Source organism: Streptomyces sp. SPB162 (assembly GCF_029504575.1).
Classification (GTDB): domain Bacteria; phylum Actinomycetota; class Actinomycetes; order Streptomycetales; family Streptomycetaceae; genus Actinacidiphila.
Genome location: NZ_JAQFII010000001.1, coordinates 131544 through 147936, shown reverse-complemented (window position 1 = coordinate 147936; position 16393 = coordinate 131544). Strand labels below are relative to the sequence as shown.

Here is a 16393-nt window from a genome sequence, read left to right as displayed (position 1 = left end):
GTGCACCGGTGAGCTGGTCAACGGTTCCCGTCGGGGTCCCGGTGACGGTCCTGAACGGCGGGCAGAGCCCGTTCAGCGGCTGTCAGGGCCTGGGCGCGGTCCGTGGAGCGCTTCCACGTGCCGTGGGTTCGGAAGGGGAGGTCCCCGACCACGGTCACGTCGTGGCCGGCCTCCATGAGCAGGGTCAGCGCGCGCTCCAGCATCGCCTTGGCCGACGAGTCCATGCCGGACACGCGTTCCAGGGCGAGGACGATCGCGCCCGGCGCGCCCGCCCGCCGCTGCTCCAGGGCGAACAGCACGCGCTCCGCCGCGGTGAAGTCCAGCCGGCCCTGGGCCACGATCAGGGCGATCCGTCCGCCGTTCGTGGTCGTCGACAGCGGCACGGTGGGGGCGCCCGGCGCGGCGTTGCGCATCAGATGCAGGCCGAAGCGCTCGGACAGCTCCCGCAGGGCCGCGACACCCCTGACGGGGTTGCCCACCGCGTCCAGGGGCGGGCTGTGGACGGCGATGCCGAAGCGGTCCGGGCTGACGGCGACCAGGCCTCCGGACACACCGCTCTTGGCGGGCAGGCCCACGTTCAGCATCCAGCTCCCCGCCGCGTCGTACATCCCGCACATCGCCATCACCGACAGGACCTGAACGGCCACCGGTTCGGGAACGACGCGCTCACGCGTCACCGGGTTGATCCCGCCGTTCGCCAGGGTGGCTCCCATCACCGCCAGATCGGTCACCGTGGCCCGAACGGCGCACTGCCGGAAGTACGTGTCGACCGATTCGCCCGGATCACCCCGCAGGACACCGGTACCGCGCATCAGATACGCCAGCGCCCGGTTGCGGTCGCCCGTCGCGACCTCGGAACGGTAGACGTCCTCGTCCACGTACAGGGCGCGGCCGGCGAACCGCCCGAGACACTCCAGGATCCGGGCGAACCGTTCGCCGGGCCCGGTGGCCGGGACCAGGGCCGTGACCGCGATGGCACCGGCATTGATCATGGGGTTGGCGGGCCGCCCCGTCACCGCGTCGAGGCTGATGGCGTTGTACGCCTCACCACTGGGTTCCGCCCCGACGCTGCGCCGCACCTCGTCGGCGCCCAGCTCGGCCAGGACGAGGGCCAGGACGAAGGGCTTGGTCAGGGACTGGAGCGTGAACGACACGCCGCACCGTCCCGCGCGGTAGCCATGACCGTCCATGCTCATCAGCGCCAGGCCGAAGCAGTCACGGTCCGCGAAGGCCAGTTGCGGAATGTAGTCGGCGACCCGGCCCTCGGACAGCGCCCCGTAGCGGCCGTGCAGCTCCGCCAGCGCCTCGGTGACGACGTCCACGCCGCCGCGGGAGGAGCTCACCGGGTCCGCACCCGAGGCCGGGGTCGGGGCGTACCGGGGCCGGATCGTCGGATCGTGGTGCGTCCCATGACGTCTCCTGGCAGCGGGACCTCCCATTTTTCCGCTCCGCGGCCTTCTCCGCAGTCTGGAGACCCCGGCCGGCCCAACCCCGGGGGCACCGCCGCGCCCGCTCAGCCCTCCGAAAGCCGCGGTGCGGGCGCCGGGACGCCCGCCAGGAACGGCCGGGAGACGACGGTGACGGCGAGGGAGGTCGCGGCGAGTACGCCGATCGTGGTGCCGGCGGCGACGTGCTGGGCGATGCCGCCGGCGATCGCGGCGCCGATGCCCTGCCACGTCATCCGGCCGGCGGACTCGACGCCCTGGACCTGGCCGCGGACCGCGTCAGGGGTCAGCGCGAGCAGCTGTTCCTGCAGGGGAAGGGTGGCGGCGAACCCGACACTGGCGAGAAACACCGCCGCCGCCGCGGCCGGGACGGGCGGATGGAACGCGAACAGCAGGTAGGGGGCGGCGAGCAGCAGCCGCAGGGGGTAGGCGTGGCGCCGTCGCCGGTCGGCGGTGAAAAGGCGTCCGACCATCAGGTCCCCCAGGAGCATGCCGGCCGATCCGGCGGCCAGCAGAGTGCCCGCGTGCGCCGTGTCGTAGCTGATGAACAGGGCCTCGCAGCCGACGATCAGGCCGTTGGGAACCCAGAGGTTCACCAGCAGCGCCCGCCGGCCCGACCGGGAGAAGAGCGCGGCGTTGGTCGTCCAGGTCTGCCGCAGTCCGGGGCGGCGGGTCAGGCGGATCGAGTGCTCCCGGACGGTCGTGGCCACCACCGCGGGCCCGGCAGCGGTCAGGACCGCGGCGACGACGAAGACTCCTTGCGGGCTCAGGTACCGCAGCAGAAGAGCGCCGAGCGCGTAGCCCAGGACGGCCATGCCGCCCGACGTGATGTTCAGCAGGGAGCGTGCCGGCGCGTAGCCGGCGGTGGGCACGACTTCGGCGAGCAGTCCCATCCGCGTGCCGGTTCCCAGGGACTGGAAGAACCCCAGCACCAGCAGCAGGACGAACCGGGCGGCCAACGGCAGCCCCGGGAGGGCCTGCGCGGCGACGCCTGCCAGCTCCAGGCACTGCAGCACGACGAGGATCCGGCGAGGTCGGCGTCCGTCGGCGACCGACATCAGGGTGAGGGCGCCGAGCACGGTCGCGAAGGTGGCGCCGTACATGCTGACGGCCGTCAGGAAGGGGGAGTGGGTCCGCCGGTCGACCAGGGTGCCGAGGGCGAAGCCCGACACGGTGCTCGCGGCGGCCGACAGGGTGAAGGCGGCGTAGAGGCCGGCGAATTCGCGGTTACGGAGCAGGGCGCGGTAGCCGACGATGGCAGGGGCGGTGGGGGCACGGTTGTCGGAAGGCATGAAAAAAGCCTTCGAGCACGCGCACGGGGCGCCGCCGAAGGCCATCACGCTGATTCTAGCAGTCGTTCCCGACCCGACCGGGCCGGTGCGGGTTCACCGCCGGACACGCTCGGCGCGGCAGGATGTCCGCGCGGTCCCGTGCCGCGGGACGGCTCCGTGGAACTCGCCCGCCGTGTCGGCGGGCGAGTGACCACGATCCCGGTGGGGCACTGCCGTGCGGGCGAGTGCACACGTTCCGCGCGCTGAGGTCAGCCGCGCCGCAGGAACATCACGACAGCGATGATGATCACGATGAGAACGACGGTACCGAGACCTATGTACATGCGAGTTTCCTCTTCCCCAGGATGAATGACGGGCCGCGGCCGCCCTTGTCGGCCGCCGCGTTCCCCCTGTTGATCGGGTACCCCGCTTCCCCCGCTTAAACGTGGGACCGGGTTCCCGTTCCTCGATTCATACCTCCGGGTGAGCGGGATCGGCTTCGGGCCGCCCGCCGTCCGAACTTCCCTAACGTGGCCTGGACGGCGGCGGTCGTCGGCGGGCTGCCGCGGCGTCTCATGGGGGGTACATGGTGCAGCACGTCGGGACGCTCTGGCGGCGCCTGCAGTACCGGTTCGACAATCTCGTGTCCCGCAGCACCGCCGCCCTCATCGGCTGGCTCACTCTCGCCTGCCTGGGCGCGGTCGTCCCGGTGAGCGTGGTGCTGGTGTGGACCGACCGCCGGACTCCGGCCACCTTCTCCGGTCGGCTCGCGGCCGTCTGGGTCAGCGTCGGGCAGACCCTGAAGATCGGAGGGGCGGTCGGCTCCCCCCTGTACGTCATGGCGTCCATCCTGCTCGCGCTGGTCGCCCTGCTGTTCGTCTCGGCCCTGGTCAGTCTGATCACCACGGGGATCAATCAGCGCATCCTCGAGCTCCGCATGGGCCACTCCGCGGTGCTCGAGGCGCGGCACACCGTCGTACTGGGCTGGTCCGACTCCATCTTCTCGGTGCTCGCGGAGCTGGTCACCGCCAACACCAACCAGCGCCGGTCCATCGTCACGGTCCTGGCTTCGAAGGACAAGGTGGAGATGGAGGAGGAGATCGGCGCCCGGCTGGGGGACACCGGCAGCACGTCCATCGTCTGCCGCACCGGCTCCACCACCGACCCCGCCGCTCTGGCCCGAGTCAGTCCGCAGACCGCGAAGGCCATCCTGGTGCTGCCTCCGGACGGGGACGACGGCGATGCCCACGTGGTGAAGACCCTCCTCGCTCTCAACGCGCCCACACCCGAATCCGGGGACGCGATCGTGATCGCCGCGGTCCAGGACGCGCAGAACCACCTCACCGCCACGCTGGCCGCCGGACCGCGCGGACGGGTCCTGGCCATCGACGACATCGTCGCCCGACTGGTCGTGCAGACCGCCCGCCAGCCCGGGCTCTCACTCGTCTACGAGGAACTGCTCGACTTCGCGGGGGACGAGTTCTACACCGTGGCCGCCTCCGGGCTCGTCGGACGGACCTTCGGCGACGCCCTGCTCGCTTTCTCCGACGCCTCGGTCGTCGGCCTGCTGCGCGCCGGCGACATCGCACTGAACCCCGACCCCCGCACGGCCATCACCGAGAACGACCGGATCATCGTCATCGCACCGGACGACGACACGGTCGTCCTGGTGGACGCGTCCTGCGACGTCGACCCCGGAGCGATCGTCACAGCCACGTCCAGGCCGCCGACCGCGCAACGGCTCCTGATGCTCGGCTGGAACCGCCGCGGCCCCCTCATCCTCGATCAACTCGCGCTCCGTCAGACCGCCCCCACCACACTCGACGTCGTGGCGCGCGGAGACGGGCCGGCGCCGACCGGCACGTGCGACACGGCAGACGGCGCCCGGCACCTCGACGTGACGTTCCACGGTGCGGACACCACCGACCCACGCGTACTGAACGGGCTGGACGTCCTCGCCTACGACAGCGTCATCGTCGTCGGAGACACCGGGCACCACGCGTCCGCCGCCGCTCACCTGGCCACCCGGGCCACGGAGACGGACGACAGGACGCTGGTCACGCTGCTGCACCTGAGGGCGATCGAGGAGGCGACACGTCGGGAGATACCTCTCACCACGGAGATGGCCGACGACCGCAACCGGCTGCTCGCGCCGGTGCGCGCGGGGGTCGACTTCATCGTCAGCGGTCGCCTCATCAGCCTGCTGATGACGCAGCTGTCGGAGAGCCCTTACCTGGCCGGTCTCTTCGACGAGCTGTTCACCCCGGAGGGGAGCGAGCTCTACCTCAAACCCGCGGCCGACTACGTCCGCGCGGGGGAGAAGGTCACGTTCGCCACCGTCGTCGCCGCGGCACGTCAGCGCCATGAGTGCGCCCTCGGCTACCGGCTGCGCGCGCAGGCCGCGACGGGCCCCGCGTACGGGGTCCGGATCAACCCCGACAAGCGGCACCCCGTGCGTTTCACGGCGGAGGACTGGGTGATCGTGCTCGCGGGGAGCTGAGTGGGGCCCGCGCGGGGACAACTGCCCGGATCACCGCGGGGCCGTGTGCCGCGGCCGTTCGGCATCACCGGGGTGATGCCGAACGGCGATGGGCACTTCTCCGACTCGGTTACGGAAGCAGGCAGTTGCCCAGGTCGAACGTGCCCTGGAAGCGGTCGCCCAGCCACGTCACCACGTCGCCGACGGCCTGCTGGTCGGCCAGCAGGTGGTCGCCCGGGTAGGTCTTCCAGGTTGTGGTGATACCGGCGCGGCAGTACGCGGCCCGGGTGGCGTCCTCGGTGGCGCCGGGGATGACCTCGTCGACCAACCCCTTGTATTGCAGCACTGGGAACCCGATCCGGTAGGTGGCCGAGGACCAGGAAGGCCCGATGCCCACACCCAGCTTCTGCGCGTCCAGCACCTCGCCCCAGGTCCTGCCGTCGGGACCGGCCAGGGTGTACAGCTGCTCCAACGAGTAGCCGTCGGTGGTGTAGCTCTCGATCCGCGCGCCGGGGAACCCGGCGACAGTGCCGACCAGACACAGCGTCTCCGCGCGGGCGATGGCGTCCTCGCCGGTGCTGTTGAGGAGTTCGGTGAAGGGCAGCTGGGGGTGGGCGGTGGCCATCCCGATCGCCGCGTCGGCGAGGAAGCCGGCGAAGGCGCCGCCGTTGAGCGACGGCGCGACGACCTTCAGATCGCCCGGAACCCCGCCGGAGGCGACGCCGACGACCTTGAGGGCGGGCGCGTAGCCGTGCGCGAGCTGGGCGGCCCAGAGACTGGCGGCGCCGCCTTCGGAGTACCCCCACAGGGCGACGCCGGCTTTGGCCGACAGACCGCTGCCGGGTACGGAGGGGGCGGCCCGCGCGATGTCCAGCAGGGCGTGGCCCGCGTCGGTTCCGGACACGTACGGGTGTACCTGTCCGTCGAGGTAGCCCGCGCCGTCCGTCGCGGCGACCGCGTATCCGGCCTTGAGCAAGGCGGCCAGGTTGTCGCCCTCGTACTCGTCCTGGAAGGCGCCCGCGAGCTGCTTGGAGAAGGCGCACTGCGAACCCAGGCCCAGCGTACCGGGGTTGAAGGCGACGATGGGACGGGCGCCGGGGCCAGTCCAGGCTTTCGACGGGACGGCTACGGTACCGGACACGGCCACCGGCGCGCCGGTGTTGTCAGTGGAGCTGTACTGCACTTTCCAGGCGGACATCGCGATGTTGCCGGGCACCTGCGTCAGCGTGACGCGGCGGCACGCGATGACGGTTCCGGGGGTGGCCGGCACGTCTTCGGGCGGCGTGTAGATCCGGCCGTCGTCCGCGGCGCACGTCGTCGCCGCCGAGGTGCCGCCGGCCGTCTCCGCTCCCGCGGTGACGGCCCCGGCCGGCAGGGCGGGCAGTGACAGGGCGGCGCTCAGTACTGCGGTCGTGGCGCACAGGGCCAGGCGCCTTGTGGTGGTTCTCGCCATGGTGCGGTCCCTTCGCATGCATCGGGGCTCGTGGAACGAACGCGGCGACGGTACGAAGGAGGCGGGTGGAGCGGGTAGTCCGCGAACTCACAGTCAACGGGCCGGGGACTGTCCGTCCCGCACAAGGGGTAGCCGCTTGGCAGGCGGGCGCGGATCCGCCCTCGGCGTCGAGAGGAGAGCCCGGTGACGACACAACAGAGACCGAAGCCCCGGATCGTGGACCGCTGGTGGGGGATCGCCGGCATCGCGCTGATCGTGTGGGTCGCCATGCGGCTCGCCGTGAACGGGCTCGACGCCTGGCCCAGCGCCGTTGTGGGCGGCGTGGGAGCCTGCGGGGTGGTGACCTGGCGCATGATGCGGCGCCGGCGGAAGGACGCCACCGCGATCGGCGCCGAGTCCGACGCCGTGCCGACGTTGGACCGCCGCATCATCAAGGAGGAGCTGCCCGACGATCCCGCCGAGCGCGAAGCCATGGGCCGGCTGGTGCGGCGGCGGTTGGGGAAGATCCGGCGCAATCAGAAGTGGGCGCTCCCCATGATGGCGGTCTTCTGCTTCCTGCCGGCGGTTCTTTGGTTCTCGAGCGGACGCAATGCCAGTGGCGGCCTGGCCGCGGCCTTCGGAGCGGCCTTCTTCGTCTGGCTGGTGTGGATGAACCGCCGCGTCCTGGGCCGGCTGACGCGGATGGACGAGCGGATCGGCGGAGGCCGGCAGTCCCCGGCGATCCGGTAGGGCTTCCCCGGCATCCGGCGCCGGCCGGTCGCGTTCAGCCGGCGCCGAGCAGCTGCCTCAGGACCCGATCCGGGGTCATGGGCAGTTCACGCAGCCGGATCCCCGTCGCGTGGTGCACGGCGTTGCCGATGGCGGCGGCCGTACCGACGGTGCCGATCTCTCCGATTCCCTTGCTGCCCATGGGGTTGAGGTGCTCGTCCTCCTCCTCGATCCAGTGTGCCTCGATGGCGGGGACGTCCGCGCAGGCCGGTACGTGGTAGGAGGCCAGGTCGTTCTCGGCGAAGTCCCCGAAGAGCGGGTCGAGGGTACTGCCCTCCGTCAGGGCCATGCCCAGTCCCATGGTCATCCCGCCGATGAACTGCGACCGCGCGGTGCGCGGGTTGAGGATCCGGCCGGCCGCGTAGACACCCAGGAGGCGCCGGACGCGCACCTCACCCGACATGGTGTCGACCTGGACCTCGGCGAAGTGCGCGCCGAAGGCGTGCCGTGCGTACGGCGGCTCGGTCTCGGTCTCCTGTTCGGTGTCCACGCGGACGGTCACCCCGGCAGCCGGCAGCTCCCCGGTCAGCTCCCGCAGTTGGTCGACGAGGGTGCGGCAGGCCTTGTGGACCGCCCACCCCCAGGAGGCGGTGCCGGAGGAGCCGCCGGCCAGGGGGGCGGTGGGCAGGTCGCTGCTGCCCACCTCGATGGTCACCGCTTCGAGAGGGACCTCCAGCGCGGCGGCGGCGATCTGGGCGAGGACGGTGCGTGCGCCGGTGCCGATGTCGGTGGCGTTGACGCGGATCCGGTAGGAACCGTCGGGTGCCGCGTGCGCGGTGCTGCCGGCGGCCGATACGAGCACCGGGTACGTGGCGGAGGCGACGCCGGTGCCGAGCAGCAGGTCGCCCTCGCGGCGGATGCCGGGTCGCGGGTCGCGTCGTGCCCAGCCGAAGCGGACCGCCCCCTCCTGCAGGCAGGCGACGAGACCGCGGCTGCTGAACGGTTGTCCCGTGTCGGGATCGATGGACGGTTCGTTGCGCAGGCGCAGTTCGACGGGGTCCACGCCCGCGGCGACGGCGAGTTCGTCCATCGCCGACTCCAGGGCGTACATGCCCGGGGTCTCGCCGGGCCCTCGCATCCAGGAAGGGGTCGGCACGTCCAGGGCGGTCACCCGGTGGCTCGTTCGGCTGTTGGGGGAGGCGTACATGATGCGCGCGGGCACGGCGGCCTGCTCCACGAACTCCTTGACCGTGGAGGTCTGGGTGATCACGTCATGGGCGAGGGCGGCGATCACTCCGTCCTGGCCGGAGCCGAGCCGGACCCGCTGGATCGTCGGGGCACGGTGTCCCACCACGGTGGGCAGGTGGTGGCGCGGCAGGGAGAGTTTGACGGGCCGTCCGGTGTTCAAGGTGGCCATCGTGGCCAGCACCACATGGGGCCGCGGTGTGCCCTTGGAACCGAAGCCCCCTCCCACGTGCTCGGAGTACACGGTGATCTGGTCGGGGTCGAGCGTGAACATCGCCGCCAGGGTGTCGCGGACGGTGCTGGACCCCTGGCTCGAGTCGTGCACCGTCAGATGCCCGTCCTGCCAGTCGGCGGTGGACGCGTGCGGTTCCATGGGGTGGTTGTGCAGCGCGCTCATCGTGTAGGTCACGTCGACACGGACCTGGGCCGCGCCGAAGGACGTGTCGAAGTCGCCGCGTTCGCTGGTGGCCGGTTCACCACCGTTGGCCGTTTCCGGGATGTACAGGCCGTGGTGGTCCGTGGTGAGCACCGCGTCGTGCGGGACGGGTGAGTACTCGACGCGTACGGCGTCGGCTGCCGCGCGCGCGGCCTCGATGGTCTCCGCGACGGCCAGGGCGACGTACCAGCCGCGGTGCGGGACGTGCGCGTCCTGCAGGACCGCCAGGGTCGCGTCGTCGGGCTTCTCCAGGCGCGGCGCGCTCTCATGGGTGAGGACGGCCAGGACCCCGGGCAGGGCCAGCGCCTCAGCGGTGTGGATGGCGACGATGCTGCCGCGCGCGACGGTGGCGGGAACCGGCCAGGCGTAGGTACAGCCCGGCGGCGTGTGCTCGGCCGCGTAGCGGGCGGCGCCGATGACCTTGTCACGGCCCTCGCGGCGCACCGCGGGCGTGCCCAGCGGGGGGATCGAGTGGCTCATGGTCGGCTCCTCATGTCCTCGGGCGGTCACGTGCGGTGCTCACGTGCGGGCGGCGAGCTCGGCCAGCAGGCTCACCGTGAGGTTGCGGGCGAGCAGCACCTTGAAGCCGTTGTCACGCAGCGGGCGGGCGGCAGCGAGTTCGGCGTCGGCGGCACGGCCGAAGGTCCCGTCGGTGGCGGGTGCCCCCCGCAGCACCTCTTCGGCCGCTCGGGCGCGCCACGGCTTGTGGGCCAGGCCGCCGAAGGTCAGGGCGGCCCCGGTGATCGTGCCGTCCCGTACGTCGAGCACCGCGGCGAGGGAGACCAGCGCGAAGGCGTACGAGGCACGGTCACGGACCTTGCGGTAGGCGGAGCGTCCGGCGGGGGGCGGGGGGAGCGCCACCCCGGTGATCAGCTCACCCGGGCGGATCTCGCTGTCGCGGTCGGGGCGGTCGCCGGGCAACCGGTGGAATTCCGTGACCGGGACGGCGCGCTCCCCGTCCGGGCCGAGCAGCAGGACGACGGCGTCCAGAGCGCTCAGCGCCACGGCCATGTCCGACGGGTTGGTGGCCACGCAGTCTTCGGAGTGTCCGAGTACCGCCAGGTCGCGGTGCACGCCTTCGCGGGCCGGGCAGCCGGTGCCCGGCGTGCGCTTGTTGCAGGGCTTGGACGTGTCCTGGAAGTACGTGCACCGGGTGCGCTGCAGCAGGTTCCCGCCGGTGGTCGCGGCGTTGCGCAACTGTCCGGAGGCGCCGGCGAGGATCGCCTGGGACAGCACCGGGTAGCGGCTGCGGATTACCGGATCCGCGGCGAGATCGCTGTTGCGTACGGTCGCCCCGATGCGCAACCCGCCGTCCGGCACCTCTTCGATCCGGTCGAGCGGCAGCCTGCCGACGTCAATGAGGCTGTGCGGACTCTCCACGCCGCGCTTCATCAGGTCGACGAGGTTGGTTCCCCCCGCGAGGTAGCGGGCTCCGGGGTTCGCGGCGTAGGCGGCGACGGCTGCGTCGGGGTCCGCGGGACGGTGGTAGGCAAAGGGCTTCACCGGTTCATGTCCTCGATCGCGTCGACGATGTTGGGGTACGCGCCGCAACGGCAGAGGTTGCCGCTCATCCGTTCCCGGATCTCCTCGCCGGTCAGCCGCACCGGCTCTCCGGGTGCCGCGGCGGGCGCGGTCACGTGGGAGGGGTGGCCCGCGGCCGCCTCGGCCAGCACGCCCACCGCCGAGCAGACCTGGCCCGGCGTGCAGTAGCCGCACTGCAACGCGTCCCGCGCCAGGAACGCCTCCTGCACCGGATGGAGCCGGTCGCCGTGGGACAGCCCTTCGACGGTGGTGATGGGCACACCGTCGACGGTGACCGCCAGCAGAAGACAGCTGTTGGCCCGCGCGCCGTCGACCAGCACCGTGCACGCGCCGCACTGCCCGTGATCGCAGCCCTTCTTCGCACCGGTGAGATCCAGGTGCTCGCGCAGGGCGTCGAGCAAGGTGGTGCGGTGGTCGAGCGTCAGCGTGTGCGGGACTCTGTTGACCTGCAACGTGATCCGCGAGCGGGTCGCGGACTCCTGGTCGCGTTCGGTGCTGCTGTGGTGGCCTGTGGTCGGCTCCACGCCTCTGCCCCCTTCGTCCGGCGACACGCGACCCGGCGTCTCCCGCGCCCGGAGGGGCGGCGGAGACCCTCCCGGGTCCGGCACGGGGCCGCCCGCCCAGTCTGCGCGGCACGCCCCGCGCCCGCGCACCGGGCGACTCCGTCCGGGTGACGGCAGCGGATCCGGGCGGACCACCGTTCCCCCGGGCCTGCTGGTCCGTTGCGCGGCCGCCACTGCGCTGCGTAGCGTTCGGGCCATGACTGATCTTGGGAAGCGCGTCGGTGTGATGTACGACCGCGACTGGGCCCCGGAGGGGTTGCCGGACTTCGCGCGGGCCATGGAGGGGCTGGGAGTCGACGACCTCTGGGTGGTGGAGGACCTGGAGTGGGCCGGATCCATCGCGTCCGCCGCCACCGCGCTGGCGGTGACCCGGGAACTGCGGGTGGGCATCGGGATCGCCCCCGCACCGCTGCGGAACCCGGCGCTGCTCGCGATGGAACTGGCGGCGCTGGCCAGGATGTTTCCCGGACGTCTGACGGCGGGAGTCGGCCACGGGGTACGCGAGTGGATGGTGAAGGTCGGGGTGGCGCCGCGCAGTCCGCTGGCGCTGCTGGAGGAGACGGTCACGGCCGTGCGCGGACTGCTGCGCGGCGAGCAGGTGAGCGTCGACGGCCGGGAGGTGCGCTTGGACGCGGTGCGGCTGGTGCATCCGCCCGTGGTGGTGCCGCGGGTACTGGCCGGGGTGGTCAAACCGCGTTCGCTGGAGCTGGCGGGGCGGGCCGCGGACGGCGCGATCATCGCGGAGGGGCACGGTCCCGCCGACCTGGCGGCTGCACTGGGGCACATGGAGGAGGGCGGCCGCAGCGAGGCCGGGCACAGCCTGACCGTGTTCACGTTCCTCTGCGTCGAGGACGATCCGGCACGGCTCGAGGCCACGGTCGGACCCGCGCTGGCGGGTCACGGCGAGTGGCTGGGCCGGCCGGTCGAGCAGGTGTTCGCCGCGACCGGCTCGGCTGACGCCGCGGCTGCCCGGGTGCGGGAGTTGTGGGCGGCGGGGGCCGGCACGGTGGTGCTGCGGGCGGTCGGGCCCGAGCCGCTGCGGCAGGTGGAGGCGGCCGTCGGCGCACTGCGCGCGGGCAGGCCCGCTTAGGCGTCGCCTACTGGCCGCGCCAGATGTTGTCGAAGGCCGCCTCCTCGATCCTGCGCCGTTGCCGTACGCCTTCCAGTTCGGTGACCGCCTCGTGGACGGCGGCCAGTACCGTCACCACCGCGTCGTCGGCGAGGTCCGTGATCTCCTCGGTCGGCTTGTCGTGGATGCCCACGGCTGCGGCGAGGCCCGCGAGGACGGGATCGCCCGACGTCCAGCGCTCGGCCGCGTGGCGACGGGCGGGTGAGTCGGTCAGCTCGGCCGGCCCGGTTCTGAGCGGGATCCACGGGTGGCGCGGCCGGACGGTGTCGCCTTCCGCCTCCAGGGCGGTGCGGTAGGCCGCGGACAGGTCACGGCCCCGGCGCCACAGCCAGTCCTCGGCCGACTCGTACGGCTCCTCGCGCACGAGCGCCGCCGCCGCCTCGTCCAACAGGCGGTCGCCCAGGGCCGGTTGCGGGCCGGGCAGCAGGCGCTCGCCGTCCAGGGAGAGGGCCTGGGCGGCGATGAGGTCGATCAGCTCGGCCCCGGCGAGGGCCAGCGACAGCTCGCCCTGCTCCACGGGGCGGCTGGACGTGACGTCCATGGTGATGATCAACAGGTCCCGCGGAGTGGTCATGACGGGCTCCACATCGGAAACATCGGTGGCGCTGCGTTGCCGGAGGACCGGCCGGACATCAGGGGCGGGAACGGCCCGCGAGGGCTCAGCGGATCTCGTTGATGCGGATGAGGTTGCCCGCGGGATCGCGGACGGCGCAGTCGCGCACGCCGTAGGGCTGCTCGGTCGGCTCCTGGACGACCTCGGCGCCGGCCTGCAGCCGCTCGAAGGTGGCGTCGAGGTCGGGCGTGGCGAAGGTGATGATGGCGTACGTGCCCTTGGCCATCATCTCGGTGACGGTGCGGCGCTCGTCGTCGGTGACGCCCGGGTCGGCGGCCGGCGGGTGCAGGACGATGGACACGCCGGGCTGGCCGGCGGGCCCGACGGTGATCCACCGCAGCCCGTTGTACCCGACGTCGTTGCGGACCTCGAAGCCCAGGACGTCCCGGTAGAACGCCAGGGACGCCTCCGCGTCGACGTGCGGGAGGAAGCTCGAGTGAATCGTGATGTTCATGGCAGCCACGCTATCCGCGGTCCGGTGGCAACGCTTCCCGATTCCTGATAGGCCGGGTCACCTGTTTCACCACGCACGACGGCATCCCCGCCGTCGCGCTCGCCGCCTCGCGCCGGTAGGTGCTGGGCGGCACACCGACCAACTCGGTGAACCGCGTGCTGAAGGTGCCCAGTGACGAGCAGCCGACAGCGAAGCAGACCTCGGTGACGCTGAGATCGCCCCGCCGCAGCAGCGTCATCGCGCGCTCGATGCGCCGCGTCATCAGATAGGCGTACGGCGACTCGCCGTAGGCGGCGCGGAACTCGCGGCTGAGGTGTCCCGCCGACATGTTCACGCCGCGGGCGAGCGCCAGGACGTCCAGCGGCTGCGCGTACTCGCGGTCGATCCGGTCGCGGACGCGGCGCAGCAGCGCGAGGTCGCGCAGCCGCTGCTCCGCGGTGGGTCTGCTGGTCACCTGGACGATCGTGCCACAGACGGCGGTACGCGGTGAGGATGGGAACCGATTCGACCCCGCGGAGCGCCCCCGTACCGACCGGTGGGCGTCGGTACGGGGGCAGTCCGCCCGTCACGGTGTCCGCGAGGGCTCCGGGCCGGTGCCGACGTAGGCCGCCAGGTGCTCGCCGGTGAGGGTGGAGCGGTCGGCGACGAGGTCGGCGGGTGTGCCCTCGAAGACGATCGCGCCGCCGTCGTGGCCGGCGCCGGGCCCCAGGTCGACAATCCAGTCGGCGTGCGCCATGACCGCCTGGTGGTGCTCGACGACGATGACCGACTTGCCGGAGTCGACGAGGCGGTCGAGCAGGCCGAGCAGCTGCTCGACGTCGGCGAGGTGCAGCCCGGTGGTCGGCTCGTCGAGGACGTAGACGCCGCCCTTCTCGGCCATGTGGGTGGCCAGCTTGAGCCGTTGCCGCTCGCCGCCGGACAGTGTGGTCAGTGGCTGGCCCAGGCTGAGGTAGCCGAGCCCGACGTCGGCGAGCCTGACGAGCACGCGGTGCGCGGCCGGCGTGTGCGCCTCACCGGAGCCGAAGAACTCCTCGGCCTCGGAGACCGACATCGCCAGCACCTCGCTGATGTCGCGGCCGCCGAGGTGGTACTCGAGCACCGACGCCTGGTACCGCTTGCCCTCGCACTCCTCGCACGTCGTGGCGACGCCCGCCATCATCGCCAGGTCGGTGTAGACGACCCCGGCGCCGTTGCAGGTGGGGCAGGCGCCCTCGGAGTTGGCGCTGAACAGGGCCGGTTTGACGCCGTTGGCCTTCGCGAACGCGGTGCGGATCGGGTCGAGCAGCCCGGTGTACGTCGCCGGGTTGCTGCGCCGTGAGCCCCGGATCGGGCCCTGGCCGACCGACACCACGCCTTCACCGGCGGGGATCGACCCGTGCACGAGGGAGCTCTTCCCGGAGCCGGCGACGCCGGTGACGACGACGAGCACTCCGAGCGGGATGTCGACGTCCACGTTCCGCAGGTTGTTGGCGGTCGCGCCGCGGATCTCCAGCGCGCCGGTGGGCCTGCGCACGCTCTCCTTGAGGGCGGCCCGGTCGTCCAGATGCCGGCCGGTGATGGTGTCGGCGCCGCGCAGACCGTCGATGGTGCCCTCGAAGCAGACCGTGCCGCCCGCCGTCCCGGCGCCGGGACCGAGGTCGACGACATGGTCGGCGATCACGATCGTCTCCGGCTTGTGTTCCACGACGAGCACGGTGTTGCCCTTGTCCCGCAGCCGCAGCAGCAGGTTGTTCATCCGCTGGATGTCATGGGGGTGCAGGCCCGCGGTGGGCTCGTCGAAGACGTAGGTGGTGTCGGTGAGTGAGGAGCCGAGGTGGCGGATCATCTTGACGCGCTGCGCCTCCCCGCCGGACAGTGTGCCCGCCGGGCGGTCCAGCGCGAGGTAGCCGAGGCCGATCTCCACGAACGAGTCGAGGGTCTGCCGCAGCGCGGTGAGCAGGGGGGCCACCGACGGCTCGGAGAGGCCGCCGACCCACTTGGCCAGATCGCTGATCTGCATCGCGCAGGCGTCCGCGATGCTGATCCGTTCGATCTTCGACGACCGGGCGCCCTCGCTGAGCCGGGTGCCCTCGCACTCGGGGCAGGTGCTGAAGGTGACCGCCCGCTCCACGAAAGCCCGGATGTGCGGTTGCAGGGCCTCCTTGTCCTTGGACAGGAACGACTTCTGGATCTTGGGGATCAGCCCTTCGTAGGTGAGGTTCACGCCCTCGACCTTCACCTTGGTCGGCTCCCGGTACAGGAAGTCCTGCATCTCCTTCTTGGTGAACTTGCGGATCGGCTTGTCCGGGTCGAGGAAACCCGACTCGGCGTAGACCCGGACGGTCCAGAAGCTGTCCGACTTCCAGCCGGGGATGGTGAAGGCGCCCTCGGCGAGCGACTTGGAGTCGTCGTAGAGCTGGGTGAGGTCGATGTCGGAGACGGCGCCCCGCCCCTCGCAGCGCGTACACATGCCGCCGGTGCGGTTGAAGGTGGCCTTGACCGCCTTCTTGGCACCGCGCTCGACGGTGATGGCGCCGCTGGCCCGGACCGAGGGGACGTTGAACGCGTACGCGCTGGGCGGGCCGATGTGCGGCTTCCCGAGTCGGCTGAACAGGATGCGCAGCATCGCGTTGGCGTCGGTGGCGGTGCCGACCGTGGAGCGGGGGTCGGCCCCCATCCGCTGCTGATCGACGATGATCGCGGTCGTCAGCCCGTCGAGGACGTCGACCTCCGGCCGTGCCAGCGTCGGCATGAAGCCCTGCACGAAGGCGCTGTACGTCTCGTTGATCAGACGCTGCGACTCCGCGGCGATCGTGTTGAACACCAGGGAGCTCTTGCCCGAGCCGGAGACCCCGGTGAACACCGTCAGCCGTCGCTTGGGGATCTCGATGCTGACGTCCTTGAGGTTGTTCACACGCGCGCCGTGCACGCGGATCACGTCGTGGCTGTCGGCAACGTGCTGCGCGGGCGACCGCTGGTCCGTCCTCTTGGCCATGCTGTGCGTGTCTCCATCCATGAGGGGTCCGCTGGCGCGGTCTCCGTCGGCACCTGGCCCCATCCGACCAGTTGCGAAGTA

13 protein-coding genes are annotated in these 16393 nt (G+C 71.9%); 3 read left to right on the top strand and 10 right to left on the bottom strand.

The window, feature by feature from the left end:
• Nucleotides 1–17 precede the first annotated feature (17 nt).
• Entirely contained in the window at nucleotides 18–1343 is a 1326-nt protein-coding gene (glsA, locus tag M2266_RS00715) for a glutaminase A (RefSeq protein ID WP_277436291.1), read from the bottom strand.
• A 170-nt stretch (nucleotides 1344–1513) separates the two neighbouring features.
• On the bottom strand, nucleotides 1514–2737 hold the full coding sequence (locus tag M2266_RS00710; protein ID WP_277436290.1) for a hypothetical protein: 1224 nt from the start codon (nucleotides 2735–2737) through the stop codon (nucleotides 1514–1516).
• Nucleotides 2738–3302: 565 nt separating this feature from the next.
• On the opposite strand from M2266_RS00710, the gene M2266_RS00705 reads away from it, so the two are divergent.
• Nucleotides 3303–5216, top strand: coding sequence for a TrkA C-terminal domain-containing protein (locus tag M2266_RS00705; RefSeq protein ID WP_277436289.1), 1914 nt, complete (start codon nucleotides 3303–3305; stop codon nucleotides 5214–5216).
• A gap of 109 nt (nucleotides 5217–5325) precedes the next feature.
• On the opposite strand, the gene M2266_RS00700 is transcribed toward M2266_RS00705, so the two are convergent.
• On the bottom strand, nucleotides 5326–6648 hold the full coding sequence (locus M2266_RS00700; protein WP_277436288.1) for a lipase family protein: 1323 nt from the start codon (nucleotides 6646–6648) through the stop codon (nucleotides 5326–5328).
• A gap of 183 nt (nucleotides 6649–6831) precedes the next feature.
• Between M2266_RS00700 and M2266_RS00695 the strand changes: the two genes are divergently transcribed.
• Nucleotides 6832–7377: a hypothetical protein gene (locus M2266_RS00695; RefSeq protein ID WP_277436287.1), complete on the top strand. Its 546-nt coding sequence runs from the start codon at nucleotides 6832–6834 to the stop codon at nucleotides 7375–7377.
• Nucleotides 7378–7411: 34 nt separating this feature from the next.
• On the opposite strand, the gene M2266_RS00690 is transcribed toward M2266_RS00695, so the two are convergent.
• From M2266_RS00690 to M2266_RS00680, 3 genes are read right to left on the bottom strand one after another with little or no spacing between them, the layout of a single operon-like run.
• Nucleotides 7412–9517, bottom strand: a complete 2106-nt coding sequence (locus M2266_RS00690) for a xanthine dehydrogenase family protein molybdopterin-binding subunit (RefSeq protein WP_277436286.1) — start codon at nucleotides 9515–9517, stop codon at nucleotides 7412–7414.
• A 39-nt stretch (nucleotides 9518–9556) separates the two neighbouring features.
• The gene (locus M2266_RS00685; protein ID WP_277436285.1) at nucleotides 9557–10540 is read right to left on the bottom strand and encodes a xanthine dehydrogenase family protein subunit M; all 984 of its coding nucleotides are present in this window, start codon (nucleotides 10538–10540) and stop codon (nucleotides 9557–9559) included.
• Nucleotides 10537–11103: a 2Fe-2S iron-sulfur cluster-binding protein gene (locus tag M2266_RS00680; protein ID WP_277436284.1), complete on the bottom strand. Its 567-nt coding sequence runs from the start codon at nucleotides 11101–11103 to the stop codon at nucleotides 10537–10539. Before M2266_RS00680 ends, M2266_RS00685 begins: the two co-directional genes overlap by 4 nt.
• Before the next feature lie 235 nt (nucleotides 11104–11338).
• Here M2266_RS00680 and M2266_RS00675 point away from each other — a divergent pair, with 235 nt between their 5' ends.
• The gene (locus M2266_RS00675; protein ID WP_277436283.1) at nucleotides 11339–12232 is read left to right on the top strand and encodes an LLM class flavin-dependent oxidoreductase; all 894 of its coding nucleotides are present in this window, start codon (nucleotides 11339–11341) and stop codon (nucleotides 12230–12232) included.
• Nucleotides 12233–12239: 7 nt separating this feature from the next.
• Here M2266_RS00675 and M2266_RS00670 read toward each other — a convergent pair whose 3' ends face one another.
• The 4 genes from M2266_RS00670 to M2266_RS00655 all read right to left on the bottom strand — a co-directional run bounded on the left by M2266_RS00670 (nucleotide 12240) and on the right by M2266_RS00655 (nucleotide 16312).
• On the bottom strand, nucleotides 12240–12845 hold the full coding sequence (locus tag M2266_RS00670) for a GPP34 family phosphoprotein (protein WP_277436282.1): 606 nt from the start codon (nucleotides 12843–12845) through the stop codon (nucleotides 12240–12242).
• Nucleotides 12846–12930: 85 nt separating this feature from the next.
• A complete protein-coding gene (locus M2266_RS00665) occupies nucleotides 12931–13338 on the bottom strand; it encodes a VOC family protein (RefSeq protein WP_277436281.1) in 408 nt (135 codons plus the stop codon).
• 10 nt (nucleotides 13339–13348) lie between these two features.
• A complete protein-coding gene (locus M2266_RS00660) occupies nucleotides 13349–13792 on the bottom strand; it encodes a helix-turn-helix transcriptional regulator (RefSeq protein ID WP_277436280.1) in 444 nt (147 codons plus the stop codon).
• Between the two features lie 111 nt (nucleotides 13793–13903).
• A complete protein-coding gene (locus M2266_RS00655) occupies nucleotides 13904–16312 on the bottom strand; it encodes an excinuclease ABC subunit UvrA (RefSeq protein ID WP_277436279.1) in 2409 nt (802 codons plus the stop codon).
• Between the last annotated feature and the right edge of the window lie 81 nt (nucleotides 16313–16393).

Bases quoted from the DNA above. Each gene is read 5' to 3' on its own strand.
- M2266_RS00665 (WP_277436281.1), bottom strand. From the start codon at position 13,338: ATGAACATCACGATTCACTCGAGCTTCCTCCCGCACGTCGACGCGGAG.
- M2266_RS00690 (WP_277436286.1), bottom strand. From the start codon at position 9,517: ATGAGCCACTCGATCCCCCCGCTGGGCACGCCCGCGGTGCGCCGCGAG.
- M2266_RS00670 (WP_277436282.1), bottom strand. From the start codon at position 12,845: ATGACCACTCCGCGGGACCTGTTGATCATCACCATGGACGTCACGTCC.
- M2266_RS00675 (WP_277436283.1), top strand. From the start codon at position 11,339: ATGACTGATCTTGGGAAGCGCGTCGGTGTGATGTACGACCGCGACTGG.
- M2266_RS00700 (WP_277436288.1), bottom strand. From the start codon at position 6,648: ATGGCGAGAACCACCACAAGGCGCCTGGCCCTGTGCGCCACGACCGCA.
- M2266_RS00705 (WP_277436289.1), top strand. From the start codon at position 3,303: ATGGTGCAGCACGTCGGGACGCTCTGGCGGCGCCTGCAGTACCGGTTC.
- M2266_RS00710 (WP_277436290.1), bottom strand. From the start codon at position 2,737: ATGCCTTCCGACAACCGTGCCCCCACCGCCCCTGCCATCGTCGGCTAC.
- M2266_RS00655 (WP_277436279.1), bottom strand. From the start codon at position 16,312: ATGGCCAAGAGGACGGACCAGCGGTCGCCCGCGCAGCACGTTGCCGAC.